The organism is Pseudonocardia sp. GCM10023141, assembly GCF_042653605.1.
Map to the genome: position 1 here is coordinate 106,454 of NZ_JBHSIR010000021.1, position 25,676 is coordinate 132,129.

The 25,676-nt window shown below is 71.7% G+C and carries 24 protein-coding genes; 10 read left to right on the forward strand and 14 right to left on the reverse strand.

What is annotated here, in order from left to right:
- The first annotated feature begins 21 nt into the window (after positions 1-21).
- The 4 genes from ACFPFQ_RS10830 to ACFPFQ_RS10845 all read left to right on the forward strand — a co-directional run bounded on the left by ACFPFQ_RS10830 (position 22) and on the right by ACFPFQ_RS10845 (position 4,827).
- Positions 22-744: a hypothetical protein gene (locus ACFPFQ_RS10830; RefSeq protein ID WP_379617439.1), complete on the forward strand. Its 723-nt coding sequence runs from the start codon at positions 22-24 to the stop codon at positions 742-744.
- A gap of 344 nt (positions 745-1,088) precedes the next feature.
- Positions 1,089-2,909, forward strand: a complete 1,821-nt coding sequence (locus ACFPFQ_RS10835) for an HNH endonuclease signature motif containing protein (RefSeq protein ID WP_379617441.1) — start codon at positions 1,089-1,091, stop codon at positions 2,907-2,909.
- Positions 2,910-3,161: 252 nt separating this feature from the next.
- Entirely contained in the window at positions 3,162-3,716 is a 555-nt protein-coding gene (locus ACFPFQ_RS10840) for an ATP-dependent Clp protease proteolytic subunit (protein WP_379617610.1), read from the forward strand.
- 85 nt (positions 3,717-3,801) lie between these two features.
- The gene (locus ACFPFQ_RS10845) at positions 3,802-4,827 is read left to right on the forward strand and encodes a 6-phosphofructokinase (protein WP_379617443.1); all 1,026 of its coding nucleotides are present in this window, start codon (positions 3,802-3,804) and stop codon (positions 4,825-4,827) included.
- Here ACFPFQ_RS10845 and ACFPFQ_RS10850 read toward each other — a convergent pair.
- Positions 4,824-5,426 carry a TetR/AcrR family transcriptional regulator gene (locus ACFPFQ_RS10850; RefSeq protein WP_379617445.1) on the reverse strand — a complete coding sequence of 201 codons (603 nt, stop codon included), beginning with the start codon at positions 5,424-5,426 and terminating at the stop codon, positions 4,824-4,826. The genes ACFPFQ_RS10845 and ACFPFQ_RS10850 overlap by 4 nt on opposite strands.
- Before the next feature lie 76 nt (positions 5,427-5,502).
- On the opposite strand from ACFPFQ_RS10850, the gene ACFPFQ_RS10855 reads away from it, so the two are divergent.
- Positions 5,503-6,354: an alpha/beta fold hydrolase gene (locus ACFPFQ_RS10855; RefSeq protein WP_379617447.1), complete on the forward strand. Its 852-nt coding sequence runs from the start codon at positions 5,503-5,505 to the stop codon at positions 6,352-6,354.
- On the opposite strand, the gene ACFPFQ_RS10860 is transcribed toward ACFPFQ_RS10855, so the two are convergent.
- The 4 genes from ACFPFQ_RS10860 to ACFPFQ_RS10875 form a co-directional block, all read right to left on the reverse strand.
- Positions 6,344-7,003, reverse strand: a complete 660-nt coding sequence (locus tag ACFPFQ_RS10860) for a DedA family protein (RefSeq protein ID WP_379617449.1) — start codon at positions 7,001-7,003, stop codon at positions 6,344-6,346. The two genes, ACFPFQ_RS10855 and ACFPFQ_RS10860, sit on opposite strands and share 11 nt — an antisense overlap.
- Before the next feature lie 116 nt (positions 7,004-7,119).
- Positions 7,120-7,770, reverse strand: coding sequence for a DedA family protein (locus tag ACFPFQ_RS10865; RefSeq protein ID WP_379617451.1), 651 nt, complete (start codon positions 7,768-7,770; stop codon positions 7,120-7,122).
- Positions 7,771-7,896: 126 nt separating this feature from the next.
- A complete protein-coding gene (locus ACFPFQ_RS10870; protein WP_379617612.1) occupies positions 7,897-8,484 on the reverse strand; it encodes a DUF4126 domain-containing protein in 588 nt (195 codons plus the stop codon).
- Between the two features lie 31 nt (positions 8,485-8,515).
- Positions 8,516-9,232 carry a LuxR C-terminal-related transcriptional regulator gene (locus ACFPFQ_RS10875; RefSeq protein WP_379617453.1) on the reverse strand — a complete coding sequence of 239 codons (717 nt, stop codon included), beginning with the start codon at positions 9,230-9,232 and terminating at the stop codon, positions 8,516-8,518.
- 184 nt (positions 9,233-9,416) lie between these two features.
- Between ACFPFQ_RS10875 and ACFPFQ_RS10880 the strand changes: the two genes are divergently transcribed.
- Positions 9,417-10,895, forward strand: coding sequence for a GAF domain-containing protein (locus ACFPFQ_RS10880; protein ID WP_379617455.1), 1,479 nt, complete (start codon positions 9,417-9,419; stop codon positions 10,893-10,895).
- 292 nt (positions 10,896-11,187) lie between these two features.
- On the opposite strand, the gene glmS is transcribed toward ACFPFQ_RS10880, so the two are convergent.
- The 3 genes from glmS to ACFPFQ_RS10895 form a co-directional block, all read right to left on the reverse strand.
- Positions 11,188-13,014, reverse strand: a complete 1,827-nt coding sequence (glmS, locus tag ACFPFQ_RS10885; protein WP_379617457.1) for a glutamine--fructose-6-phosphate transaminase (isomerizing) — start codon at positions 13,012-13,014, stop codon at positions 11,188-11,190.
- Between the two features lie 15 nt (positions 13,015-13,029).
- A complete protein-coding gene (locus ACFPFQ_RS10890) occupies positions 13,030-13,260 on the reverse strand; it encodes a hypothetical protein (protein ID WP_379617459.1) in 231 nt (76 codons plus the stop codon).
- A gap of 108 nt (positions 13,261-13,368) precedes the next feature.
- Positions 13,369-17,034: an ABC transporter ATP-binding protein gene (locus ACFPFQ_RS10895; protein ID WP_379617614.1), complete on the reverse strand. Its 3,666-nt coding sequence runs from the start codon at positions 17,032-17,034 to the stop codon at positions 13,369-13,371.
- 153 nt (positions 17,035-17,187) lie between these two features.
- On the opposite strand from ACFPFQ_RS10895, the gene ACFPFQ_RS10900 reads away from it, so the two are divergent.
- Complete coding sequence (locus ACFPFQ_RS10900; RefSeq protein ID WP_379617461.1) at positions 17,188-18,018, forward strand: aldo/keto reductase; 831 nt, start codon at positions 17,188-17,190, stop codon at positions 18,016-18,018.
- 32 nt (positions 18,019-18,050) lie between these two features.
- Here the strand turns inward: ACFPFQ_RS10900 and ACFPFQ_RS10905 are convergent, their stop codons facing one another.
- From ACFPFQ_RS10905 to ACFPFQ_RS10915, 3 genes are read right to left on the reverse strand one after another with little or no spacing between them, the layout of a single operon-like run.
- Positions 18,051-18,842 carry an ABC transporter permease gene (locus ACFPFQ_RS10905; RefSeq protein ID WP_379617463.1) on the reverse strand — a complete coding sequence of 264 codons (792 nt, stop codon included), beginning with the start codon at positions 18,840-18,842 and terminating at the stop codon, positions 18,051-18,053.
- On the reverse strand, positions 18,839-19,690 hold the full coding sequence (locus ACFPFQ_RS10910) for an ATP-binding cassette domain-containing protein (protein WP_379617465.1): 852 nt from the start codon (positions 19,688-19,690) through the stop codon (positions 18,839-18,841). Before ACFPFQ_RS10910 ends, ACFPFQ_RS10905 begins: the two co-directional genes overlap by 4 nt.
- Before the next feature lie 52 nt (positions 19,691-19,742).
- The gene (locus ACFPFQ_RS10915; protein WP_379617467.1) at positions 19,743-20,405 is read right to left on the reverse strand and encodes an SGNH/GDSL hydrolase family protein; all 663 of its coding nucleotides are present in this window, start codon (positions 20,403-20,405) and stop codon (positions 19,743-19,745) included.
- A 327-nt stretch (positions 20,406-20,732) separates the two neighbouring features.
- Here ACFPFQ_RS10915 and ACFPFQ_RS10920 point away from each other — a divergent pair, with 327 nt between their 5' ends.
- A complete protein-coding gene (locus tag ACFPFQ_RS10920; protein WP_379617469.1) occupies positions 20,733-22,292 on the forward strand; it encodes a long-chain-fatty-acid--CoA ligase in 1,560 nt (519 codons plus the stop codon).
- A gap of 20 nt (positions 22,293-22,312) precedes the next feature.
- Here the strand turns inward: ACFPFQ_RS10920 and ACFPFQ_RS10925 are convergent, their stop codons facing one another.
- From ACFPFQ_RS10925 to ACFPFQ_RS10935, 3 genes are read right to left on the reverse strand one after another with little or no spacing between them, the layout of a single operon-like run.
- Positions 22,313-22,777 carry an NUDIX domain-containing protein gene (locus ACFPFQ_RS10925; RefSeq protein ID WP_379617471.1) on the reverse strand — a complete coding sequence of 155 codons (465 nt, stop codon included), beginning with the start codon at positions 22,775-22,777 and terminating at the stop codon, positions 22,313-22,315.
- Complete coding sequence (locus tag ACFPFQ_RS10930; protein WP_379617473.1) at positions 22,774-22,986, reverse strand: hypothetical protein; 213 nt, start codon at positions 22,984-22,986, stop codon at positions 22,774-22,776. Before ACFPFQ_RS10930 ends, ACFPFQ_RS10925 begins: the two co-directional genes overlap by 4 nt.
- 36 nt (positions 22,987-23,022) lie before the next feature.
- The gene (locus ACFPFQ_RS10935) at positions 23,023-23,607 is read right to left on the reverse strand and encodes a helix-turn-helix domain-containing protein (RefSeq protein ID WP_379617475.1); all 585 of its coding nucleotides are present in this window, start codon (positions 23,605-23,607) and stop codon (positions 23,023-23,025) included.
- Positions 23,608-23,745: 138 nt separating this feature from the next.
- Between ACFPFQ_RS10935 and ACFPFQ_RS10940 the strand changes: the two genes are divergently transcribed.
- Together ACFPFQ_RS10940 and ACFPFQ_RS10945 are read left to right on the forward strand one after the other, a co-directional pair.
- Complete coding sequence (locus ACFPFQ_RS10940) at positions 23,746-24,585, forward strand: DUF427 domain-containing protein (RefSeq protein ID WP_379617477.1); 840 nt, start codon at positions 23,746-23,748, stop codon at positions 24,583-24,585.
- Between the two features lie 44 nt (positions 24,586-24,629).
- On the forward strand, positions 24,630-25,661 hold the full coding sequence (locus tag ACFPFQ_RS10945) for an LLM class F420-dependent oxidoreductase (RefSeq protein ID WP_379617479.1): 1,032 nt from the start codon (positions 24,630-24,632) through the stop codon (positions 25,659-25,661).
- Positions 25,662-25,676 lie beyond the last annotated feature (15 nt).

Genomic DNA, 25,676 nt, shown 5'->3' on the forward strand with positions numbered 1-25,676 from the left:
CCCGATCAGACAGGCAGGGTCGTGTCCCGGCACCGCTCCCCCGGTGGCCGCCAGCAGGGCGGCCGGGCCGCACCACCGCGGCACCGTGCCACCGCCGTCGCGCGCCGCGGCATGACGGCGGCTGCGGCAGGCAGCGCGCTCATCGCCGTCATCCCGCCCGGGGTGGTGGCCGTCGCCGAGGCCGACACCGCGATCGGTGGCGCCACCGCCGAGATCACGATGCTGGCCAGCATCACCCCCGTCCGCGAGGTGCCCGAGCCGGCGCCACCCGAGATGACAGCCAACCGACTGATCAAGGCCGCCGGACTGGCCGACGTCGTCCGCAAGGCCGAAGAAGCGAAGGCGGCGCGGCGCGCGGCGGCCGACTGCGACGCCGACCTGAGCGGGCTCGGCCCGGTCAAGCCGTGGGCCCGATCGGCGGCCCGCTTCCTGTCCTGCCTCTTCGACCACCCCACACTCCTCGGCGTCGGGGGACGCGGCGGGGTCTCCGACCACCCCCTCGGGCTGGCCGTCGACTTCATGACCGGACGCGAGCGCGGTGACCGGATCGCGGCCTGCGCGCTCGCCAACCGCCGCGAACTGGGGATCTCGTACGTGATCTGGCGGCAGCGGATCAACTTCGGCGACGGTTGGCAGGCCATGGAAGACCGCGGCAGCATCACCGAGAACCACTACGACCACGTGCACGTGTCGTTCGAGCCACGAGCATCGGGTGGGAGGCCCGACGCTGTGCGGTGTGGGTAGGCCGGTTTCTTGGGGCTCGGGTTCCGGTTGAGCGTGCTGGTTCTCGACGGTTGAGTCCGGTTGGGTCGCGTACCCCGGCTTTCGTGCCGCCTCGCCGGCGGGGCAGGCCCCCAGGGTGCGCGCTGCGCGCGCACGGGCTCTCTCGCCCGGCAGGGCTCCCGAGAAACCGGGTCAGGCGTGCCCGCAGCTACGGGTCGGTGCAGGTCAGCGCGCGAGTTGCGATGGATTGACCCGCGAGTTGGGACGGCCCGGCCTCGGGGGAGGCCGAAAGTTCTTCAAGATTTTTTGCCCGACCGCCCCCGGAACACCCCGGAACCGTCGGACCTCGAACGTATGGTCGACACATGATGGTTGACCAGCAGCTACCGAGCCTCGCGGCACTGCCGCCCGGGCCCGAACTGCTCGCCGCCCTCACCAACCTCGACTTCACCGCCATCCCGCAGGACCAGAAGGTCGACGTACTCCAGGCGACCTGGCGACAGACCTCACAACTGTTCGCCCTCTACGCCGCAGCCCTCGACCAGATCTCGCGCAGCGACCCCGACCCGAATGACCCCCACCAGCTGCTGCACCGCAGCACCGGCGACTGGGCCGACGCCGAAATCGCCGCCGCCTTGACCTTCACCGGACGCCGCACCGGATACGAACGCGAGTTCGCCTCGATACTGATCAACCGGTTGCCGCTCGTATATGCCGCACTCCTGGCCGGCCGACTCGATCATCACAAGGCGCGGGTGTTCGCCGACTACCTCGCCGACCTCACCGACCCCCAGATCGAGGCGATCTGCGCGCGGCTCGTCCCACCGGCCGAGGGCTGGACGACCGGGCAACTCGCCCAGCGGCTGCTACGCGAGGTCCTGGCCGTGGACCGCTCGTACTCGCGCAAGAAGTACCAAGCCGCCGTCCGCGAACGCGGAGTGACCGGCTACCTGGCACCGGACGGCACTGCCACGATCACCGCCCACGGGTTGACGCCGACCGAGGCCGCCGCCGCGGCCGGGCGGCTCGAAGACCTCGCCGATGCGATCCGCCGAGCCGGACACCCGGGCACCGTGCACCAGGTCCGCGCGGATCTGTTCGTTCGGCTCCTGGGCGGGACCCTGGCCAGGCTGGGACGCGCCGACATCATCGCGCTGATGGTCGCCGATGGCCGCAACGCTGCGGCCGACACCGCGGCCGACACCGCCGCCACCCCCGACGAGACACCGCAGGCCGCCGGTCCCGAGCCCACCAGCCCAAAGCCGGCGCCGGCCGCGCCCGCACCGAGCGAACCAGCACCAAGCGCGCACGAGGCCCGGTCCGATCAACAACCAGCAACCACCCGACCCGTATCCAGCGGCCCCCGCGAAGGCGTCGAAGTACGCGTCGGCGCCGCGACCCTGCTCGGACTCGACGATCAGCCCGCCGAGCTACCCCGGTGGGGACCGATCCTCGCCGAACAAGCCCGCGAGCTGGTCCGCCGACAACGCTCGGCGCAATGGTTGTTCGCGATCACCGATTCCGACGGGTACCTCCTACACGGCGGCCTCACCACTCGACGCCCCTACCCCGCCTACCCAGGCTCCGCCTGCCGCGGCGGGATCGTGGAGATCCACCTCCCCCTCACGCTCCTGCACGAACTGGCCGCACGCAGCGACCTGCCCGACAACTGGGCCATGGTGATCGCCGACATTGCCCAGCAGTACGCGCACCGCCTCGACCCGAGCGCGGGCACCCACCCACGCGCACGGTTCGCCCGCGCCGCACTGGAGCGCCACGTCCGCATGCGCGACCGCACCTGCGTCGGACCCGGCTGCACCCGACAAGCGATCAAGACCGAACTGGACCACACCCTCGACCACGCCTACGGCGGGCTCACCGTCGACGAGAACTTGGACTGCCTGTGCGCCTTCCACCACGCGCTCAAACACCGCGGGGGCTGGCGACTCACGCAACCATCGCCGGGGCAGTTCGTCTGGCGCTCACCGCTGGGCCGGATCTACCGAACCCGCGGCGCACACATCGCCCCCGACCTGCCCGCACCGGTCCCCCGCGAGGAGGAACCCGAGATCACCGACCGCTCCGGCGCGATGCTGCACGTCCCGATCCTCGAACCACCACGGCAACACGAACCCGAGCCACCCGCGCCGGCGGTGGTCGACCTCGACGACCTCCCACCGTTCTGAATTGGCCACGGTCGTGCGGCCGCCGTCAGCCCTGCGTGAACATCGCCGCTGGGAGCGAACACGGGGCCTGGAGGCGCGCCGCGCGCCCTAGCGTCGGGACTCCGACCACGAGAGGACCCTCGCATGCCGACGTCACCGACCACCACCGCCGCCCCGCTCGCCGGACGATTCGACACCGGACGATTCGAGCCGCACCCCCAGCCACCTCGCCCGGCGCCGCAGCCGCTCGCACCCGCGCTGCGCGGGCCGGTGATGCAGGCACCCGCGGCGCCGCCTGCCGATGCGGTGCTGGACCGGCTGCTCGCCGAGCGGATCGTGTTCCTCGGCACCGAGGTCGATGACGCGGTCGCCAACCGGATCATCGGGCAGCTGCTCCTGCTCGCGGCGGAGGACCCGGAGCGCGACATCACCTTCTACATCAACTCGCCCGGCGGCTCGGTGACAGCGGGCATGGCCATCTTCGACACGATGCGGCTCATCGCGCCGGACATCGCCACGTGGGCCGTCGGGTTCACCGCGTCGATGGGCCAGTTCCTGCTCTCGGCCGGCACGCCGGGCAAGCGGTTCGCCCTGCCGCACACCCGGATCCTCATGCACCAGCCCTCCGCCGGGATCGGCGGCACCGCCACCGACATCGCGATCAAGGCAGGCGTCTACGGGGAGATGAAGCGGGAGATCGCGCAGCTGATCGCCGACCACACCGGACAGACTGTGGAGACCATCACCGCCGACTCCGACCGGGATCGCTGGTTCACCGCGGAGCAGGCCCGGGAGTACGGGATCGTGGATCACGTAGCCGGGCCCTGATCCTCGCTCGAGGGTGGCACTCCAAGCGGGATCCGGGGTGCCGCTACCGTGTGCCCTTCCGAGCTTCTGCATCGATGGAGAGCCCATGCGCGTCGGCGTACTGACCGGTGGTGGCGACTGCCCCGGACTGAATGCGGTCATCCGTGCTGTCGTCCGCAAGGGCGTTCCCGAGTACGGCTACTCGTTCCTCGGGTTCCGGGACGGCTGGCGCGGCCCGCTCGAGGCGCTGACCAAGCCGCTCGACATCCCGGCCGTGCGCGGGCTGCTCCCGCGGGGCGGCACGATCCTCGGGTCGTCGCGCACCAACCCGTTCAAGATCGACGGGGGTGTGGAGCGGATCAAGGAGAACCTGCAGAACCTGGGCGTCGACGCGCTGATCGCGATCGGCGGCGAGGACACGCTCGGGGTGGCCACCAAGCTGCACGAGCTCGGCGTCAACGTCGTCGGGGTGCCGAAGACGATCGACAACGACCTGTCGGGCACCGACTTCACGTTCGGGTTCGACACCGCGGTCAACATCGCGACGGAGGCGATCGACCGGCTGCACACGACGGCCGAGTCGCACCACCGCGCGCTGATCGTCGAGGTCATGGGCCGCCACGCCGGCTGGATCGCGCTGCACTCCGGCATGGCAGGCGGCGCCAACGCCATCCTCATCCCCGAGGTGCGCTTCGACATCGCGCAGGTCTGCAAGTGGGTCGAGGCCCGGTTCCGCCTCGACTACGCCCCGATCATCGTGGTCGCCGAGGGCGCCAAGCCCAAGGACGGCGACGAGTCGCTGCTCACGGGCGAGAAGGACGCCTTCGGGCACGTCCGGCTCGGCGGCATCGGCGACTACCTCGCCCGCGAGATCGAGGCCCGCACCGGCAAGGAGGCCCGCACCACGGTGCTGGGCCATGTCCAGCGCGGTGGCACCCCGACGGCCCGGGACCGCTGGCTCGCCACCCGCTTCGGCCTGCACGCCATCGACGCCGTGCACAACGAGCAGTGGGGTCACATGACGGCGCTGCGGGGCACCGACATCGTGATGGTGCCGCTGGCCGAGGCGACGAAGACGCTCAAGACCGTGGACCCGGCGCTCTACGCCGAGGCCGAGGTCTTCTTCGGCTAGCGAGGTTCCGGCTCGAACAGGCGGGTGAGCAGGGTGTCGATCGCCGCCCGGCCGGTGGCCATGGCGGCCTCCGGGTCGGCGGCCCCCGCAACGAGCAGCGCCGCCTCGCTGGCCGCGCCCAGCACCATGTGCGCGAGCACGTCGGCCTGGTCCGGGTCGACCCGGCCACGGGCTGCGAGCATCCGGACGCTCGCCTGCAACCCGCGCACCAGGTAACGCTCGTCGAGCTCCCGCCAGCGGGCCCAGCCGAGCACGGCGGGCGGGTCCCGCAGCACGATGCGCTGCACCTCGGGATCGAGCACCACCTCCAGCCAGGCGCCGCACCCGGCGCGCATGCTCGCGACGGGATCCCCCGCCGTCCGGGCGGCCGCGCCCACGACCTCCGCGATACGGGCCATCTCCCGTTCGAGCACGGCGTCGAACAGCGCTTCCTTGGACGGGAAGTGGTGGTAGAGCGCACCGCGCGCAACGCCGGCCGCCGCCAGTACCGCGCCTATCGACGTGGCGTCGTACCCGTGCTCGCCGAACAGCGTGCGGGCGACCGCGACGAGACCGTCGCGGGTGGTCCTGCCCCGCACGACGCGGCCGTCCGTAGTCACCCGATGCACCCTAGACCAACCGACTGTCGGTCTGTTAGAAAACAGACCGACAGTCGGTTGGTTTTGTGGAGGACCCATGCGCACTGCACTCACCGCGATCCCGATCCACACCGTGCAGACGGGCGACGGGATCGAGATCGGCTACCGCGAGCTCGGTTCCGGGCCACCGGTGCTGCTGCTGCACGGCTGGCCCACGTCCTCACTGCTCTGGCGCGAGGTGATGCCACCCATCGCCGCGGACCACCATGTGATCGCGATGGATCTGCCCGGCTTCGGTGCCTCCGGCAAGCCCATCGACGCACGCTACGACTTCGCCTACTTCGAGCGCGCCGTCGACGGGCTGCTCGGGGTGCTCGGGATCGACCGGGTCGCGATCGCGGGCCACGACATCGGCGGCCCGATCGCGGCGCACTGGGCGCTCGGGAGGCCGGCGCGGATCGCGGCGCTCGCCCTGCTCAACACGCTGCTCCACCCCGAGTTCTCACCCGCCGTCGTGGAGTTCGTGCGATCGCTGCTCGGGCGCGCCACCCGCGACCACGTCACCGGCCCCGCCGGGCTCGCCGAGATCATGCGGCTCGGCCTCGCCGACGGCAACGAGCTCGCCGCCGACGTCCTCGCCGCCGTGCAGGCGCCGTTCGCGACGGCAGCCGACCGGCTCGCGCTCGCGCGCGCCGGCGTCGGGCTCGGCATGCCCGGCTTCGCCGAGATCGCGGCCGGGCTGCCGTCGATCACGGTGCCCGTCCGAGCGATCTACGGCGAACAGGACCGGGTGCTGCCCGACGTCGCCGACACCATGGCGCGCCTGCAGCGCGACGTCCCGCATGCCGAGGTCACCCCGCTGCCCGGCTGCGGGCACTTCCTGCAGGAAGAGGAGCCGGCACTGGTCGGCGGCCTGCTGCGGCAGTTCTTCGCCGAGGTCAGCTACTGACCCCGACGGTCATCACAGTGTCAGCGTCGATCCGCTCGTGGTCACCAGCCCCGCGGGGCCCGGCGACGCGGCGGCGGGTCAGCCCGATCACCATCGTGACGGTGGTGCCCACCGCCAGGCTGAACAGCAGTGCCACCAGCGGGTCGTCGGCGAAGGCAGCACCCCCGACGAAGCCGAGCATGGCCACGTACGCCGCCGACAGGACCGCGCCGGGGCCGCTGAAGGCCAGGAAGCGCGACGCCGGGAAGTCGGTGGCACCGGCAGCCACCGCGGCGACCGTGCGCCCGGCGGGGATGAAGCGGGCCGTCAGCAGGATCAGGCCACCGCGGGTGGCCAGCAGCCGGGCGACGTTGTCGAACATCGTGGCTCGAGCGGTGCCCGCGGGCATCCGCCGCCGCACGGCCGGGCCGAACCAGCGGCCGATCCCGTAGGCGATCGACTCGCCGACGAACGAGCCGAGCCCCGCCGCCGCGACGACGAGCACCAGGTTCTGGGAACCCGCGGCCGCCGCCACCCCGGCGGTGATGATGAGGGCCTCGCTCGGGACCGCCGGCAGCAGCGCGTCGAGCACGGCGAGGCCGACGATCACGAGCAGCAGCCATGGCGACGCCATCGCGCCTTCCAGGAACTGCCGCAGACCGTCGACCATGGACACCACGCTAGGCAGGACCGGAGCCACCGGCATCAGTAGAAAGGCGGTACCTACCCCGACTTTCGGCTGACCCGACCCTGAGGCGCGCGCAACCCGGACGGCGATCCCGGGGGTCAGTGACCGGCGCTCGTGGGCGTGTCGATGCGCTCGTGGTTGCGCGCGGTGCGCTCGGTCGCGGCCCGGTGGCGGCGTGTGAACCCGACAGCCAGCGTGATCGCCGTGCCGACCCCGAGGCTGAACAGCAACGCGACCAGGGGATCGTTCGCGAACGTGGCACCGCCGAGATAGCCGAGCATCGCGACGTAGGTGGCCGACATCGTGGCGCCCAGCGCGCTGTAGGCGACGTAGCGCACGGGCGAGAACCCGGTGGCTCCGGCGGCCAGCGCGGCGATCGTGCGACCGGCCGGGATGTACCGGGCGGTGAGCAGGATCAGGCCACCGCTGGTGGCGAGCGTCTGCTCGACGTGGGTGAACGTGGTGGCCCGAGCCGTTCCGGGCACCAGTCGGCGCTGCAATGCGGGGCCGAACGAGCGCCCGATCAGGTACGCCCCCACCTCACCGATGAACGCACCCAGCGCCGCCGCCCCGATCACCGTGGCGAGGTTCTGGGTGCCCGCCGCCGACGCCACCCCGGCCGCGATGATCAGGGCCTCGGCCGGCACCACCGGCAGCAGCGCGTCGATCGTGGCGATGCCGACGATCACGAGCAGCAGCCATGGAGACGCCATCGCGTTCTCCAGGAGCAACCGGATCGCGTCGAGCATGGCTCCAGATTAGGCAGCATCGCCGGTTCCGGCACCCGTAAAAGGTCTGATTCTCACAACATCCACACAACGGTTCCGGGGCCCACGACCTGCACAATATCAATCTTGATGCCCTTGCACCGCTGGTCAGGAGGGTGCGAGCCGCCGCGTGCGCCATGCGGTGAACCGGCGCCATCCCCTGCGAACGCGGGTCCACAGGATCACCAGCAAGATGATGCCGAGCACCAGCAGCACTGCGGCGATCGAGAACGCGACCCAGGGGGCGAGCACGGTTGCCGTGGCGACGCCCGCGACGGCGACGTCCTCGCCGAGGCTCACCCCGATGTTCGTCACCGGCTCCGGCGAGGTGTTGACGATCAGCCGGAGGCCACCCTTGACCAGGTGGCTGACCAGCGCCGTCGCCCCACCGCTCGCCGCCAGCACCGCCTGCTCCAGCGACGGGGCGTCGTGCGCGATGAGCAGCCCGAGCACCACCCCGACCGTGGGGCGGATGGCCGTGGAGATCGCGTCCCATGCCGAGTCGACATAGGGGATCTTGTCGGCGACGAACTCGATGACGCAGAAGATGCCCGCCACGATCAGGACGTCGATCCTGGTCAGCGCCTCGGGCACAGCCTCGACACCCCCGAGGCGACCCAGCAGGCCGAGCATCACGACGCACAGGTACGCGTTGACACCCGACGCCCAGCCGCTCGCCAGCACCGCCGGCAGCATCTCCACCGGAGCAGGCTAGCGGCCCCGATGTCTAGACGATGCCCTGGCGCGTCGCCGTGTACACGATCTCGGTACGCCTGCGCACTTCGAGCTTGTCACGCAGGTTCCGCACGTGGAACTTGACGGTGGCCTCGCTGATCACGAGCCGGCGCCCGATCTCCCGGTTGGACATCCCGACCGCGAGCAGCCGCAGCACCTGGTTCTCCCGCTCGGTGAGCATCGCGTTGCCGAACGAGCGCGCCGGCGGGCGGTCCGGAGCGTCGGGCACGGAGACGACGACCGGGCTGGGGCGCGAGTCGAACACGCTCTCCCCGCGCAGCAGCGCGTGCACCGCGCGCAGGATGTCAGCGGTCTCCGCACCCTTGCGCACGTAGCCGTGCACACCGAGGCGGACGGTGCGCATCATGACGTCGCGATCACGGCAGCCCGTCAGCACCAGGATCTTCACGCCGCGATGGCGCTCGAGCAGCATCCGGGCGAGCTCGACACCGGCGGCGTCGCCGCGGCCGAGGTCGACGTCGAGCATCACCAGGTCGGGCGGGCAGCGGTCGGCGATGACCAGTGCGTCCCGGGGGCTGGCGGCCTCACCGATCACGGCGAGCTCCGGGTCGGGCGCGAACAGCTGGCGCAATCCGAACCGTACGATCGCCTCACTGTCGACGATCAGCACACGTGCGGTGCGGCTGGCGACCGGCGTTCCGGACTCCACCGCCGGCACCCGAACGTCGAGCACGGCATCCGTGGTCATGGTGACCTCCCTGCTCCCCTGCTCCGAATTCGACGGCAGGTGTCTCAACGTTAGGCATCTGCACGTTGCCTGGACGTTGCACACTCAATCGACATCACGTTGCTGCCCGTTGGGGGCTGGGTGATGATGAGGCCCCTGACCAGGGGGCGATGACGCTCGGAGTGCCGATGACAACGCAGGGCGCATGACGACGCGCAGCGCAGCCGACCCGGTCGAGCACGCTCGTGTCCTCCACCGTGTGTTCGAGACGACGCTGAGCGGCGGCACCGGTCCGGTGGCGCCCCGGTCACTCGTATCCGAGTCCTGGCAACGCAGCCTCGCGGCCCACGTCGACCCCGATCGGCGGACCCCTCCGGTCGTGCTGGCCGAGGACGACCTGCCCGACCGGCGCAAGGCGCACCCGCTCGGCGAGGTGATGCCGCTGCTGCGCAGCACGCTGGTCAGCATCGCCGACGAGGCCATGCACGTCATGCTGGTCACCGATGCGGAGGGCATCATCCTGTGGCGCGAGGGCGCCGCCAAGCTGCTGGTGGCCGCCGACGGCGTCGGGCTGATGCCGGGCACGCGCTGGACCGAGGACGCCATCGGCACCAACGCCATGGGCACCACACTCGCCGTCGACGCGCCCGTGCAGATCCACTCCGCCGAGCACCTCGTGCGCACCTACCACGCATGGACGTGCGCTGCGGCCCCCGTCCACGATCCCGACACCGGCTCGATACTGGGCGCCATCGACATCAGCGGGCCGCTGCACACGGTGCATCCCGCCATGGTGCAGCTCGTCTCCGCCACCGCGCAGCTCGCCGAGCACCAGCTGCGGGTGCGCCTCGCCATCGCCGACGAGCAGCTGCGGGTGCGCAACATGCCCCACCTCGCGAGCCTGCGAGGCAGATCCGGTGCACTCGTCACGCCGACGGGCCGGATCATCGCCGGTGAGCCTTACGGCACCTGGCCCGAGCGGGTGGCGCTGTCGGACACCACGTCCACCGTCCGGCTCGACGACGGGCGCGAGATGGTGGTGGAACCCCTCGCCGAGGGCTACCTGCTGCACACCCCGGACCGCGCCGCACCGGCCCGACGGCGGGCGCTCTCGCTGCGGTTCATGGGCGAGACGGCCGCCCCCACCGTGATCCTCAACGGCCGGTCCATCCCGCTGACGCTACGACCCGCCGAGCTGCTCACCGCGCTGGCGCTGCACCCGGAGGGACGCACCGCCGAGCAGCTCGCGCTGCTGCTCTACGGGGAGGAGGGCAACCCCACCACCGTGCGGGGCGAGATCCTGCGGCTGCGCGGCCTCATCGGGGCCGACGTCCTGCGCACCCGCCCCTACCGGCTCGACGCGGGCGTCGACTCCGACTTCGACGCCGTGCGCCGGGCCCTGCAGTCGGGGCAGATCGCCGAGGCGCTGCGGATCTGCACCGGGCCGCTGCTCCCGCGCTCGGACGCACCGGAGATCCGCGAGCTGCGCTCCGACATCGAGGCCGGGCTGCGCAGGGCGGTGCTCGCCTCCGAGGACGCCGACCTGCTGGCGACGTTCGTGACACATCCACTGGGGCACGACGACCTCGAGGCGCACGACCGGCTGGCGGGGCTGTTGCCCACCACCGATCCGCGGCGCCCCGCGGTCATGACGCGGCTGGCCCGGCTGGTGATGGAGGGTTAGCGGGACGCTCACACCCGGACGCCGAGGTTGATCACGCCCAGCCAGCCCGCACCCTGTTGCTGCATCGTGAGCAGGCCGGAGGCGTCGAAGATGCTGTCGCGCGCGTTGGTGGTGTCGCGGCCGGCGTGGCGGTGGTGCCCGCGCAGGCGGCCAGCAGGCCGGCGAGCCCTATCGTTCCGCCCGCCGTCATGGCGCGACGGCGGCTGATGCGCAGGCGGCTGAGCCGTATCTCCTCATTCACAAAACAGAGGATTCCGGCAATTCCTGTGCTGCGTCGGTGCGCGCACTGTGGCTACTCGACGGTGACGCTCTTGGCCAGGTTGCGCGGCTTGTCCACATCGCGGTCCAGCGCCACGGCGGCGTGGTAGGCCAGCAGCTGCAGCGGGATCGACATCAGGATCGCGTCCAGCTCCGGCTCGTTGCGCGGGATCACGATGGTGCGATCGGCCAGCTCCGTGGGCAGCTCGCGGTGGGCCAGCGCGATCACGGGACCCTTGCGGGCCTTGATCTCGCGCAGCGTGGAGGTGTTCTTGTCGAGCAGGTCGTCGTCGGGCACCACGGCCACGGTGGGCAGGTCCGGGTTGATCAGCGCCAGCGGGCCGTGCTTGAGCTCGGCCGACGGGTAGGCCTCTGCATGCACGTAGGAGACCTCCTTCAGCTTCTGCGCGCCCTCGCGGGCCACCGGCCAACCGCGGCGGCGGCCCACGAACATCACGCTGTTGCTCTGCGCGATCTCCTTGGCGACCTCGGCGATGGCGTCGGACTGCTCGAGGATCTCGGTGATCTGCGCGGGCAGGGCGTTGAGCCCGGCGATGATCCGCTTGCCCTCCGATGGGGCCAGGTCGCGGATGCGGCCCAGGTGCAGGGCGAGCAGCGCGAACGCCACCACCGTGGAGGTGAACGACTTGGTGGCCGCCACCGACATCTCGGGGCCGGCGTGCAGGTAGATGCCGCCGTCCACCTGGCGGGCGATCGTGGAGCCGACGACGTTGACGATGCCGATCACCCGGCCGCCCTTGCGCTGCAACTCCTGCACCGCGGCCAGCGTGTCGATGGTCTCGCCGGACTGGCTGACCGCCACGTAGAGGGTGTCGGGCTCGACCACGGGGTTGCGGTAGCGGAACTCCGACGCCGCCTCCGACGACGCCGGGACGCGCGCCAGGTCCTCGATCAGCTGCGCGCCCAGCTCACTGGCGTAGCAGGCGGTGCCGCAACCGAGGATCTTCACGCGGCGGATCTCGCGGGCCTCCCGCACCGAGAGGTTGAGCCCACCCAGGTGCGCGGTGTCGAACCGCTCGTCGAGGCGGCCGCGGAGCGCGCGCTCGACAGTGCGGGGCTGCTCGTTGATCTCCTTGATCAGGAAGTGGGCGTTGTCGCCGATCTCGGCGCCCACGACGTCCCAGTCGATGGTGGACGGCGACTTGGCGGTGGAGCGGTCGTCGAGGGTGAACGTGCGGTAGCCGGTGGCCGTGATCGTGGCCAGCTCACCGTCGTCGAGGTAGACGACCTGGCGGGTGTAGCCGATGAGCGCCGCGACGTCGGACGCCACGAACATCTCCTTGTCCCCGACACCCAGCAGCACCGGGCTGCCGTTGCGGGCCACGACGATCCGGTCGGGGTGCTCGGCGTCGAGCACCGCCAGCCCGTAGGCGCCCACCACCTGGCGCAACGCCAGGCGCACGGCCTGCTCGAGATCGGTGGCCCCCGCGGTGAACGCGGCGGCCACCAGGTGCGCCACCGTCTCGGTGTCGGTCTGCGAAGTGAACTCGACGCCGTCGGCCATCAGCTTGGCGCGCAGCTCGTCGGCGTTCTCGATGATGCCGTTGTGCACCACCGCGATGCGCTCGGCCATGTCGGTGTGCGGGTGCGCGTTCTCCGGCGTCGGCTCACCGTGGGTGGCCCAGCGGGTGTGGCCGATGCCGGGCGAGCCCTTGAAGCGGGCCGGCAGGTCGTTGGCGAGATCGGCGACCCGGCCACTGACCTTGCGCACCTTCAGGCCGGTGCGCGACCCCACCGCGATACCGGCGGAGTCGTACCCGCGGTACTCCAGCCGGCCCAGGCCCTCCAACAGGATCGGGACGGCGTCCTGCGGACCCACGTATCCCACGATTCCGCACATGAAAGCCTCCGCTGATCAGCCGTACACGATGCGCCGGAGCTGGCGCGCCGACATCGGGGGCGGCGAGAACCGCCGCGCCGCGATCTCGACACCGAGCCCGGCGAAGATCTCGTCGTTGCCGAGTCCCCGGTCGCGCAGCTCCGCATGGCGACGGCGCACGAAATCGGGCATGGGCTCGGCGAAGAACCCCATCACCTCGGCCACCACCCGCATCGCCTCACCTTCGGTGAGCGGCGTGCTGTTCACCAGATGCTTGATGAGTTCCTCGTAGGAGCCTTGGGGCACGAGACGAGATAGTGCCCCAGAACGGCGCCCACTGTCACATCCCTGCCCGATATCGGGCAGGGATTTGCCTTAAGCCGCCGGTTCCAGCTCTCCAGCGCTCCACAAGGCGGCGTAGTGCCCGCCGACCGCGAGCAGCTCGGCGTGCGTGCCGACCTCCACGATCCGCCCGGCGTCCAGCACGACGATGCGATCGGCCCGCGACGCCGTGGCCAGCCGGTGCGCGACGACGAACGCCGTGCGGCGCGACGTCACGTGGTCACCGGCGGCGAGCACGGCGGACTCGGTGGCGGGGTCGAGCGCGGCCGTGGCCTCGTCGAAGAGCAGGACGTCGGGATCGGCGAGCTCGGCGCGCGCGAGCGCGATGAGCTGGCGCTGCCCCGCGGACAGGCCCTGCCCGCGTTCGCCGACGGGATGGCGGAACCCGCCCGAAAGCCCTCGCACCAGATCCATGGCGCCGACCGCCCGCGTCGCCGCCTCGATCTCGGCCCGCGACGCGTCCGGGCGGGCGTAGGCGATGTTGGCAGCGACGTCGCCCGTGAACAGGTGCGCCTCCTGCGGCACGATGCCGAGCCGGTGCCGGAAGTCGGCGAGGCGGAAGCGCCGCACGTCGACACCGTCGACGAGTATCTCGCCATCCACGGTGTCGTAGAACCGGGCCAGCAGCTTGACCAGCGTGGACTTGCCCGCACCGGTGGCCCCGACCAGCGCGATGGTCTCCCCCGGTGCCACGTGCAGCGAGACGTCCTGCAGCGCTGGCGACGGCGCTCCGGCATAGGAGAAGCCCACGCCCCGCAGCTCCACCTCGCCGCGCAGCCGTGCCGGCACCGGCACCGGCTCGCTGTCGGGCTCCGGCGGCACGGAGGTGGGGGTGCGCAGCAGCTCGGCGATGCGGGTGAGCCCGACCCTGGCCTGCTGGTAGCCGTCGAAGACCTGCGAGAGCTGCTGCACGGGCGAGAAGAACAGCCCCAGGTAGAGCAGGAACGCCGCGAGCACACCCGCACTGAGCTGGCCCTCGGCCAACCGGGTGGCCCCGACGCCCAGCACCGACACCTGCGCGACGTCCGAGAGCAGCGCGACGAACGGGAAGTAGGTGGCGATGTAGGTCTGCGCCCGCAGCCGGGAGCGCCGGTAGGCGTCGCTGCGCTCGCTGAACGCGGCGGCGCTGCGCTCCTCGCGCACGTAGGCCTGCGCGATCCGGACGCCGGTGACGTTCTCCTGCATGTCGGCGTTGACGATGCTGACCTTCTCGCGGGCCTCGGTGTAGGCGCGGGAGGAGAGCCGCCGGAAGGCAACTGTGGCGACGATCAGCACGGGGAGCACCGCCAGCGCCACCAGCGCCAGCTCGACGTCGGTGACCAGCAGCGCCACCGCGACACCGACGACGGTGAGCAGGCTGACGATCGCCTGGGCCAGCCCGGTCTGCAGGAACGTGGACAGCGCGTCGACGTCGGTGGTCATCCGCGTCATGATCCGGCCGGACAGCTCGCGCTCGTAGTAGTCCAGACCCAGCCGTTGCAGGTGGGCGTAGCTGCGCACGCGTAGCAGGTAGAGCAGGCTCTCCCCGGCTCGGGCCGTGATGACGGTCTCGACGGCCACCACCAGCCAGGACGCGGCGACGACGCCGAGCCCCAGCAGCGTGGCCGCGAGCAACAGCCCGCCGGAACGGGCGGCGATGCCGCCGTCGACGGCCAGCCTGGCGACTGCCGGGAACGCCAGCGAGCTGGCAGCGTCGAGCGCGACCACGACGATGACAAGCGCCAGCAGTGCCCGCACCGGGCGCAGCAGCCGGGCGAGCCGGAAATCCGGATCGGGAGCGGTCGGATCGACCGCCCCCAGCCGGGGCAGCTCGCGCGCGGGCGGCAGCGCGTTGACCGCGGCCAGCAACCGCGGCGTGACGGCCACCGAACCGGCGATCGAGCCCCGGCCGCCGATGCCGCCCCCCGCGCTGCGGGCCGCCGCGGCGGCCGCCGTGGACTCGTTGGCCGACATACCCGCCTCGACCTCGGGCCACAGGTCGGTGGTGGCGGGCTCGACGGCCACCGGGCCGTGCAACGGCGCGGCGGTCTCGACCCCCATCAGCTCGCGGAACAGGGCCGAGCGCTGCTGGAGTTCGGCCTCGGTGCCCATGTCGACCAGGCGCCCGGCGTCGAGCACGGCGATGCGGTCGGACAGCGCGAGCGTGGAGCGACGGTGGGCGACGAGCAGCGTGGTGCGCCCCACCATGAGCTCGCGCAGGGTGTCGTGGATGGCGGCCTCGGTGGCGGTGTCGACGGCGGAGGTGGCGTCGTCGAGCACCAGCACCCGCGGATCGGTGAGCACTGCGCGGGCCAGCGCGATGCGCTGGCGCTGCCCGCCCGAGAGCGTGAGGCCGCGCTCGCCGACGAGCGTGTCGTAACCATCGGGCAATGCCTCGACGAACGTGTGCACCTGGGCCGCTCTGGCGGCGGCGCCGATCTCGGCGTCGGTGGCATCGGGACGGCCGTAGGCGATGTTGGCGCGGATGGTGTCGGAGAACAGGAACGCCTCCTCGAACACCACCCCGAGCTCGCGGCGCAGGTCGGCGAGGCGCAGCTGCCCCAGCGGGACGCCCCCGAGGCGCAGCTCGCCCTGTTGCGGGTCGTAGAAGCGCGGCAGCAGCAGCGCCACGGTGGACTTGCCCGAGCCGGCGGTGCCCACCAGCGCCACCGTCTCGCCGGGTGCGACGCGGAGCGTGAGGCCGTCGAGCACCGGCTCGCTGCGCGTGTAGCCGAACGTGACGTCACGAAGCTCGACCGCCAGTGGCCCGTCCGGGAGCGTGGCCGGCTCGGCCGGGTCGACGACGTCGGGCTGGGAGTCGCGCAGGTCGTAGACGCGCTCGACACCCGCCCTGGCGAGCTGTGCGCTGACCACCAGCGAGCCGAGCATCCGCGCCGGGCCGACGAGCTGCGCGACGTAGGTGGTGAACGCCAGGAACGTGCCGAGCGAGATCGAGCCGGTGAGCGCCAGGTAGCCACCGAGCCCGATCACCCCGACCTGGCCCAGTGTCGGCAGCGTGAGCAGCGTCGGGTTGAGCCGAGCGGTGAGCCTCGCGGCCCGCATGCGCTCGGCGAACAGCCTGCGCGCGCCCGACTCCAGCGCGGCGACCTCACGGGCCTCCTGGCCGAAGCCCTTCACCACCCGCACGCCGGTGACCGTCTCCTCCACCTGCTGCGCGATGTCGGCGGCGCGCTGCTGGGCCGACCACGTGGCCGGGAACAGGGCGGACCGGGACTTGAGCGTGATCCAGCCGGCTGCCGGGAGCAGCACCAGCGCCACCACCGTGAGCAGCGGCGAGAGCCACACCATCGCCACGAGCGACGCGACGACGAGCGCCACACCGCCGATCGAGATCGGCACGATCGACAGCAGACCCTGCACGAGCTGCAGGTCGGTGATGGCCCGCGACACCACCTGGCCGGTGCGCAACGCGTCCTGCCGCTCGCCGTCGAGGCGCTGGACGGCGGCGAAGACCTGCCGCCGCAGGTCGTGCTGGACGCTCAGGGCCAGCCGCCCGCCCAGGTAGCGGCGCAGGAACGCCATCCCGAACCGCAGGACCGCCAGCACCGAGATCGCGATGAGCACGGAGGCGAGCACCGCGGTGGACCCGGCCACGGCACCGTCGACGGCGGACCGGGTGAGCAGCGGACCGATGGCGTCGAGGCTGACACCGACGACCGAGACGAGCACGGCGCCGATGGCGACGCCGCGATGGCGCATGCAGGCCCCGATGAGCCTGCGGATCCAGCCCGTGGGGCGGGCAGCGGTGGTGGTGGGCACCCACCCACGTTAGGCCGCGCCACCGACTCCCACATTCTGGTACCGGATTCCGGAACTCGGAAGAACGCCGCCGCGACGGTCGTTGGCGCAAGCATGACAGGCGTACCCACCATCGGGCTGAACAACGGCATCCGCATCCCGCAGCTGGGCTTCGGTGTCTTCCTCGTGCCGCCCGGAGAGACCCAGCGGTCCGTCAGCGACGCGCTCGAGGCCGGCTACCGCCACATCGACACCGCGCGCCTCTACCGCAACGAGGGCGAGGTCGGTGCGGCGATCGCGGCGTCCGGCATCCCCCGTGACGAGCTGTTCATCACCACCAAGCTGTGGAACGACGACCAGGGCAGCGAGTCGGCGATCCGGGCGTTCGACACGAGCCTCGAGCGGCTCGGCCTCGACCACGTCGACCTCTACCTGATCCACTGGCCGGCACCGGCGCAGAACCGCTACGTCGAGACCTGGACCGCGCTGCAGCAGCTCATCGAGGACGGCCGGGCCCGCGCGGTCGGCGTGTCCAACTTCCAGATCCCGCACCTGCAGCGGCTCATCGACGAGACCGGTGCCGTGCCGTCGGTCAACCAGGTCGAGCTGCACCCGAACCTGACCCAGGAGCCGCTGCGCGCGTTCCACGCCGAGCACGGCATCGTCACGGAGGCCTGGAGCCCGCTGGCCCGCGGCGCGCTGCTGCAGGACACCGCCATCGGCAAGATCGCGGCGAAGCACGGCCGGACCGCCGCGCAGGTGATCCTGCGGTGGCACCTGCAGGTCGGCAACGTCGTGATCCCGAAGTCGGTGACGCCCGCGCGCATCGTCGAGAACTTCGACGTGTTCGGCTTCGAACTCGACGCCGACGACGTGGCCGCCATCGAGGCGCTCAACAGCGACACGCGGATCGGACCGGACCCTGACGCGTTCAACGGGAGCTGACCTGAGCAGGCCCGCTCAGGTGATGTCACGGCTCAGGTGATGTCACGGCGGCCGCCGACCACCCACGCGGTGGCGGTGGCCGCCCCCGTCCAGGCCGCGAGCACCAGCAGCGCCCCCCACCACGGCGGCCTGCTCCCCGCGCCGAGCGCAGCGGCACCGGCGTCACCCGCGATGATGCGGGTGGGCAGGTCGTCGAGGGCGATGTCGCTCGCGTTGCCCGGTAGGTAGGACGCCAGCAGGCCGAGCGTGACGTTGCCCGAGGCGTTCAGCAGGGCCGTGAGCAGCAGCTCCCCGAGGAGCAGGTAGAGCAGCACGACCACCAGCACCACCGCCTGATTGGTGATCACCGTGCCGAGCGCGGTGCCGACCGCCGACCAGAGCACGGTGACCAGCACGCCGATGCCGAGCAGGGCCAACAGCGGCCCGACCGGCGGGAACGCCCCCCCGGTGCGGCCGAGCACACCGGCAGCCGTCCCCACGAGAACGGTGACGACGCCGTAGAGCGCACCGACCAGTGCGCAGGCCGCGGTCTTGGCCAGGAGCACCCCGCTGCGGGCGCCGCTCGTGAGGTAGGTGGTGGTGATCGTGCGGTGCCGGAACTCCGCGGACATCGCGACGATGCCGTGGACAGTCGCGAACACCGTGGTCAGCCCCAGCGCGTAAGCCAGCGAGCCGAGCAGGATCGTCGCACCGCCGGGCAGCCCGTTGGCGAAGGCGCCCGCGAAGAGGTTGATGAGGATCGCCAGCACGGCCGCCGGGATGAGCAGCGCCCACCACAGCTTCGTCGAGAAGGTCTTGCGCAGCTCGGCGCGCAACAGGGTCATCGCCGGTCCTGCGCCGTGAGCTGGAAGTACAGCTGCTCCAGCTCGATCTTCTCCTCGACCAGCCCGTACACGGCGATGCCTGCCGCGAGCGCGATGTCGCCGACCCGCACCGGATCGGCGCCCGCGATGCCGAGCCTGCCATCGGGCAGCGCGTCGATCTCGACGATGCCGGCGGCGGCCAGTGCCTGCGCGAGCCGCTGCGGCGCCGCGCACCACACGAGCACCCGGGGCCGCCGCGAACCGCGCAGCTCGTCGAGGCCGCCCTGGTAGACGCAGCGACCGCGGCTGATGACAACGACCTGGTCGGCGGTCTGCTCGACCTCGGCGAGCCCGTGGCTCGAGACCAGCACGCTGCGGCCCTGTCGCGCGAACCCGCGCAGGAACGTGCGCAGCCACGCGATGCCCTCGGGGTCGAGACCGTTGCCCGGCTCGTCCAGCACGAGGATCCGCGGGTCTCCGAGCATCGCGACGGCCAGGGCCAGCCGCTGCTTCATCCCCAGCGAGTAGCCACCCACCGCGCGATCGGCGTCAGCGGTGAGCCCGACAGCGGCGAGGCCGACGTCAACGGCGCTGTCGGGGACGCCGACGGCGGCGGCACACACCAGCAGGTGGCGCCGCGCGGTGCGCGCCGGGTGGAAGCCCTGCGCCTCGAGCACCGCACCGACCGTCTTCGCGGGTTCCCGCAGGTCCCGGTGCTCGACACCGTCGATCAACGCCGCTCCGGCCGTCGGGGTGACGAGCCCGAGCAGCATCCGCAACGTCGTGGTCTTGCCGGATCCGTTCGGGCCGAGGAAACCGGTGACCGTGCCCGGTTCGACCACGAACGACAGGCCGTCGACGGCCGACACCGCACCGAAGCGCTTCGTCAGCTCGTCGACGGTGATCCGTCCCGGGCTCGGACTACCGATCGGCCGGCTCCACCGTCGCGGCGGCGGGAGCCGGGGCGGGAGCCTGCACCGGACCGTCGACGGCGGCGATCAGTGCCCGCGCCCACGCGGCGTGCGCGACGTCGCCCAGCTCCAGCGCATCCCGCCCGCGGCCGGGCGCCACCGCCGCCATCGGCAGCTCGGCAACACGCAGACCGTGGCGCGCCGCCTCCTCGAAGATCACCGCGTTGACCGGGCCCGCGCCCGGCACCCGCAGCGGGACCGTCGCGACGACCGCACCGCTGGGCAGCGCCGAGAGCAGCGACCGCACCGTGAGCTCGATCCCGGGGGTGCGACGAGCGACGTCCTCGACCCCGATGACGCAGCTGACCAGCGCGGCGGACTCGTGCAGCGTGAGCGCGGCGAGCTCGGGGAGCTGGCGCGCCAGCACGTCGGCGATACCGGCTCCGGCCCGCGAGAGGTTGACCACACGCCAGGCCTCCCGGCGGCGCAGCAGCTCGTGCGCGACACCGACGTAGCTCGCGTCGCGGGTGGTGGCACCGATCCCCTGGCTGGCCGAGTCGCCGAGCACGACCCACAGCGGGCCCGACGCCGACCGGGCGTCGAGGTTGGCCGCGGCCCACTCGTCGGCGAAGGCCTTGGTCTGCAGCCGCCGGGAGGTGGCTCCGGGCAGCACACCGCCGAGGAACCGTTCACCCCCCGCCTTGACTCTTCGCGCCGTCGCACGCATTCGGGGGGCCTGCGGATGAGAGCTCATGGGGTCTCCGAGCGAGAGGGCGCCTACTTGGGGAGCGGCACAGGGCGGGTCGTCACCGTAGCCAGCCGGGAGCGTGCTGGAAAGCGGGGACAGCGCGTGTTGCGGTCAGGCGGCACTCCGGACCGGGCGAGCAGCAGGTCCGGGTCCGGAGCCCGGAAAGACATTGACGGCAATTCGGTTCAATCGGGCACCGCCGAAGTTGGCTACGATCCCGGTCCGTCCCTCGAGAACGCCGCTGGAGAGCCCATGACGAGTCAGCTCAGCGACTTCACCGCGATCGTGTCGAGGTGGGAGACCGAGCGACCCGACGCCGTCGCCGTCTCCTTCGCCGGCGCCACGACGACGTGGGCGCAGCTCGGCGATCGGATCCGACGCAACGCCGCTGGTCAGCGCGCCGCCGGGCTCGAGCCGGGCGACCGGGTGGCCGTGCTCGACCTCAACCACCCGTCCTGCCTGGAGACGACGCTGGCGTGCGCGCGGGCGGGCACAGCCAACGCGGTGGTCAACTTCCGGCTCGCGCCGCCCGAGATCGTCTACGTGATCAACGACTCGAAGGCGCGGCTGCTGTTCGTCGGACCCGAGTTCGCCCCGGTCGTCGAGCAGATCCGCGAGAAGCTCCCGACGGTCGAACGCGTGATCCGGGTCGGAGGCGACGCCGACGAGTACGAGGACTGGCTCGCCGAGCACGCCCCCGACCCGATCACGCACGCAGCGGACCCCGGTGACTGCTTCGTGCAGCTCTACACGTCGGGCACCACCGGCTTCCCCAAGGGCGCGATGCTGACCCACCACGGGATGGCCGCGCACGCCGCCAACTCGGCGCACAGCTTCGAGATGGGGGCGGACGCCGTGGTGCAGGTGGCGATGCCGCTGTTCCACGTCGGTGGCACGAGCTACGCGCTCGTCGCCGTCACCAACGGCGCCCGGATGGAGATCATGCGGCTGCCCGACCCCGCTGCGGTCCTGCAGGCGCTCGAGGAGTCGCGCATCACCCACACGTTCCTCGTGCCCGCGCTCCTGGCCGCGATGGTGCAGGTGCCCGGGGCCGCCGACCGCGACTACTCGGCGCTGCGGGCGCTCGCCTACGGCGCGTCGCCGATGCCGCTGCCCGTCATGCGCGCGTGCCTCGCGCTGTTCCCCGGCGTGATGCACCAGGTCTACGGGATGACCGAGGCCTGCGGGGTCGTCAGCGCGCTCGGGCCGGCCGACCACCACGATCCCGCGGTTGCACACCGCCTGATCTCGGCGGGCCTGCCGATCCACGGCGTCCGCATCGAGGTCCGCGACCCCGCCACCGGCCATGCGGTGGCCACCGGCGAACCCGGCGAGATCTGGGTGCACACCGACCAGCTCATGTCCGGGTACTGGGGCCAGCAGGATGCGACCACGGCGGCCGTCACCGACGACGGCTGGCTGCGCTCCGGCGACGGCGGGCACGTCGACGGCGACGGCTACATCTACGTCACCGACCGGATCAAGGACATGATCATCAGCGGCGGGGAGAACATCTACCCCGCCGAGATCGAGCGGGTGCTCGCGGAGCACCCGTCGGTCGGTGATGTGGCGGTGATCGGCGTGCCGGACGAGCGCTGGGGCGAGACACCCAAGGCCGTCGTGGTGGCGGCGCCGGGTGCGACGGTCGACCCGGAGGCGCTGCTGGCCTACTGCCGCGAGCACCTCGCGTCCTACAAGTGCCCGAAGTCCGTCGACGTCCTCGACGAGCTGCCGCGCAACCCGACGGGCAAGATCCTCAAGAAGGACCTCAGGGCGCCGTACTGGGCGGGACGCGATCGCACGGTCGTCTGAACGCCCCGTCCGGACGGGTGTCAGAAGCCGTAGGCCGTCACGGCGGGCAGGCCGCCCGTGCGGATGCCGTCGAGCACCGCGAGCTCGTGCGGCACGACCGGGTCGGGCAGCGCGTCCAGGACGTACCAGCCCAGGTCGGCGGCCTTCGCCTGCTCGAGCAGGCGGGGCTCGCCTGCCCAGCGGCGGCAGGTGAAGAAGAAGTCGACACGCTCGTCGATCGGCTGCCCGTTGGCGTGCGTGCGGTGCATGGCGGTGACCGGCGTCAGGTCGGCGGGCTCGATGGCGATGCCGAGCTCCTCGGCGGCCTCCCGCACGGCGGCGGCGAACACCGACTCGCCCTGCTCGACGTGCCCGGCCGCGGCCGCGGCCCAGTGACCGTCGCGGTAGCCGGTGTTCTGGCGCAGCTGCAGCAGCACCTCGGTGGCGCCGGTGGGCGCGTCGCGCAGCAGGAGGACGTAGGCGGCAGGGACAACGGCGAATCTCACGACAGGTATCTAACCGCCGGAGCGTCGAGGAGTGCGGACGCCCACGACGTGGCTCGCGGGCGCGACGCCCACCAGATCCGCGCGTAGAGGCGCAGCACCGGGCGGGAGCGACGAGGGGTGTCGCGCGCGAGGCGGGCGAGGCGGTGATCGGCGGCGGCGGTCTGGAGTTCGACAGCGCGGAAATGGGCGAGGTACTGGTGCGCGTCCATGATCGATCCGTCCGGTGAGTGGGTGGGGTGGGGCGGTCAGTTCGGCGGGATGGGCATCCAGGCGCTGTTGAAGAGGCGGACCGGCCGCGATCCCTCCGGGCGGAGGGTGGGGTCGTCGTTGCGCACCTGGTAGGGCTCGACGAGTGCGGCGAACGCCGCGTTCAGCTCGCCGACCTCGGCCGCCGTGAGGTAGCAGGTGCTCGCCCAGCTGCCCGCGACGGCGCGCCACTCCGCGGGCTCCCGGCTCTCGCGCCGCAGGTAGCCCTTCATGCTGCTGACCGTGTGGTCGAGGTAGACCTCGTTGAGCGCCTCGGCCGCCAGCTCGGTCTCCGGGTCCGGCTCCGCGTCCGCGTCGTATCCCCACTGCTGGTGGCGGCGCAGGAGCTTCCAGGGCTTCTCCCGACCCGTACCGCCGGCCGCCTGCTCGACGAAGCCGTACTTCGCGAGCATCCCGAGGTGGTAGGAGCAGCTGGCGACGCTCTCACCCGTGTGCTCGGCACAGCGCGTGGCGGTGGCCGTGTCCTCCAGGCCGAGCAACTCGATGATCGCCCAGCGGGTGGGGTGCGACAGCGCCCGCAGCTCCTTCGGTTCGGTGATCCGGTGCGCTTCGTTGTCCGCCATGCGAGTAAAGGTATCTTGCGAAAGAGTTCTTTAGCAAGGTTTCTTGCGCAATACTTGTTGAGCATGGTTCCTTGCGAACGGACTACGGCGATGCACGGCTGTTGACGGCCATGGTCCCGCCGAGGGTCGTCGCCGGCCATGGCGACGCGGCTGGCCGATGTCCTGTTCCAACGGCTCGACGAGCTCCGCTACGAGCCCGTCCAGAAGCGAGTACGCGCACTGCTCGACGGCAGCCCCGCCGTCGACTCCGCCCATGCCGTGCTCATCTGGGAGCCGCGGCGCGTGGTTCCCCAGTACGCGGTTCCGGTCGCCGACGTGCTGGGCGAACTGCTCCCCGCAGCGCCGCACGCAGGCAACCGGCACGGGCCGGGGGGCCAGCCACTGGGTCCCGGCCGGATGGAGGTGCTGACGCCCGACACGGGCTTCGGCGTGCACAGCGCAGAGGGTGCCCCGCTCACCGTCCGGCTCGGCGCCACCGAACGCGTCGGCGCCGCTTTCCGACCCGATGACCCCTCGCTCGACGGCTACGTGGCGCTCGACTTCGACGCGTTCGACACCTGGCTCGAGGAGGACGAGCAGATCGTCAGCCACCCGCGCGACCCCTTCCATCGGATCGACGTGCGGCAGAGCTCCCGGCACGTCCGGATCGAGCTCGACGGCCACGTCCTCGCCGAGAGCGGCCGGCCGCACATGCTCTTCGAGACCAGCCTGCCGGCGCGCTTCTACCTGCCGATCGGCGATGTCGACACCGACCTGCTGCAGGCCAGCCCCACGACGACGGCGTGCGCCTACAAGGGCGTGGCGACCTACCTGACCGCGACCCTGTCCGGGCGCACCGTTCCCGACGTCGCATGGTCCTATCCCGACCCGCTGCCCGACGCCGTCCAGATCGCGGATCTGGTGTCGTTCTTCACCGAGCGCGTCGACCTCGTCCTCGACGGCGTCGCCGTGGAGCGCCCCATCACACCATGGTCCTGAGGTCGAGCTTGACTCACCGGTAACAAGTGGGTTAGGCCTAGCGGATGCAGCTCTCGACCGCCCTCCAGTACGGCGATGACCCCATCCGCAACGCCGAGGCGGTGGTCGCGCTGGAGCAGGCCGGGCTCGACGTCGTCTGGGTCGCCGAGGCCTACAGCTACGACGCCGTGTCGCTGATGGGCTACCTCGCCGCGCGCACCGAGCGCGTCCAGATCGGGTCGGGCATCCTCCCGATCTACAGCCGCACCCCGACGCTCACCGCGATGACCGCGGCCGGCGTCGACGCCCTGTCCGGAGGCCGCGCGATCCTCGGGCTCGGCGCCTCGGGCCCGCAGGTGATCGAGGGCTTCCACGGCGTCGCCTACGACAAGCCGATCGCCCGCACGCGGGAGATCATCGAGATCTGCCGCAAGGTGTGGCGCCGCGAGAAGCTCCAGCACGAGGGCCTCTACACGATCCCGCTCCCCGAGGGCCAGGGCACCGGACTGGGCAAGCCCCTCAAGCTGATCAACCACCCGAGGCGCGCCGACATCCCCATCTGGGTGGCGTCGCTCGGGGACAAGAACGTCGAGATGACCGCCGAGCTCGCCAACGGCTGGTTGCCACACGTCCTGATGCCGGAGAAGGTGCGCGACGTCTTCGGGCCGGCGCTCGATGCCGGCTTCGCCAAGCGCGCCCCCGAGCTCGGCACGCTGCAGATCACCGGCGGCGGCATCTGCGCGCTCGAGGAGGAGATGTTCGAGCCGGCCCGCCAGCTCGCCCGCGCGATGTACGCGCTCTACATCGGCGGCATGGGGGCGCGCGGCAAGAACTTCTACAACACCGTGTTCCAGCGCCAGGGCTACGCCGATGAGGCGAAGCTGATCCAGGACCTGTACCTCGACGGCAAGAAGGAGGAGGCCGCAGCGGCACTGCCCGACGAGTTCATCGAGCGCGTCACGCTGATCGGCCCCCCCGGCTTCGTCAAGGAGCGGATCGCCGCGCTGGGCGAGGCCGGCGTCACGCACCTGCACGTCAACCCGGTGAGCGCGGATGCGCCGAAGCTGATCTCACAGCTCAAGGACTGGATCTCCTGAAAGCGGGAACCGGTG

Excerpts from the sequence above, each read along its gene's own strand:
- ACFPFQ_RS10875 (WP_379617453.1), bottom strand. The coding sequence starts at position 9,232 with ATGACCACGGATGCCGTGCTCGACGTTCGGGTGCCGGCGGTGGAGTCC.
- ACFPFQ_RS10860 (WP_379617449.1), bottom strand. The coding sequence starts at position 7,003 with ATGGTCGACGGTCTGCGGCAGTTCCTGGAAGGCGCGATGGCGTCGCCA.
- ACFPFQ_RS10930 (WP_379617473.1), bottom strand. The coding sequence starts at position 22,986 with ATGGACGCGCACCAGTACCTCGCCCATTTCCGCGCTGTCGAACTCCAG.
- ACFPFQ_RS10940 (WP_379617477.1), top strand. The coding sequence starts at position 23,746 with ATGGCGACGCGGCTGGCCGATGTCCTGTTCCAACGGCTCGACGAGCTC.
- ACFPFQ_RS10905 (WP_379617463.1), bottom strand. The coding sequence starts at position 18,842 with ATGACCCTGTTGCGCGCCGAGCTGCGCAAGACCTTCTCGACGAAGCTG.
- ACFPFQ_RS10945 (WP_379617479.1), top strand. The coding sequence starts at position 24,630 with ATGCAGCTCTCGACCGCCCTCCAGTACGGCGATGACCCCATCCGCAAC.
- ACFPFQ_RS10835 (WP_379617441.1), top strand. The coding sequence starts at position 1,089 with ATGATGGTTGACCAGCAGCTACCGAGCCTCGCGGCACTGCCGCCCGGG.
- ACFPFQ_RS10855 (WP_379617447.1), top strand. The coding sequence starts at position 5,503 with ATGCGCACTGCACTCACCGCGATCCCGATCCACACCGTGCAGACGGGC.
- ACFPFQ_RS10845 (WP_379617443.1), top strand. The coding sequence starts at position 3,802 with ATGCGCGTCGGCGTACTGACCGGTGGTGGCGACTGCCCCGGACTGAAT.
- ACFPFQ_RS10935 (WP_379617475.1), bottom strand. The coding sequence starts at position 23,607 with ATGGCGGACAACGAAGCGCACCGGATCACCGAACCGAAGGAGCTGCGG.
- ACFPFQ_RS10840 (WP_379617610.1), top strand. The coding sequence starts at position 3,162 with ATGCAGGCACCCGCGGCGCCGCCTGCCGATGCGGTGCTGGACCGGCTG.
- ACFPFQ_RS10900 (WP_379617461.1), top strand. The coding sequence starts at position 17,188 with ATGACAGGCGTACCCACCATCGGGCTGAACAACGGCATCCGCATCCCG.
- ACFPFQ_RS10880 (WP_379617455.1), top strand. The coding sequence starts at position 9,417 with ATGACGACGCGCAGCGCAGCCGACCCGGTCGAGCACGCTCGTGTCCTC.
- ACFPFQ_RS10865 (WP_379617451.1), bottom strand. The coding sequence starts at position 7,770 with ATGCTCGACGCGATCCGGTTGCTCCTGGAGAACGCGATGGCGTCTCCA.
- glmS (WP_379617457.1), bottom strand. The coding sequence starts at position 13,014 with ATGTGCGGAATCGTGGGATACGTGGGTCCGCAGGACGCCGTCCCGATC.
- ACFPFQ_RS10870 (WP_379617612.1), bottom strand. The coding sequence starts at position 8,484 with ATGCTGCCGGCGGTGCTGGCGAGCGGCTGGGCGTCGGGTGTCAACGCG.
- ACFPFQ_RS10895 (WP_379617614.1), bottom strand. The coding sequence starts at position 17,034 with ATGCGCCATCGCGGCGTCGCCATCGGCGCCGTGCTCGTCTCGGTCGTC.
- ACFPFQ_RS10920 (WP_379617469.1), top strand. The coding sequence starts at position 20,733 with ATGACGAGTCAGCTCAGCGACTTCACCGCGATCGTGTCGAGGTGGGAG.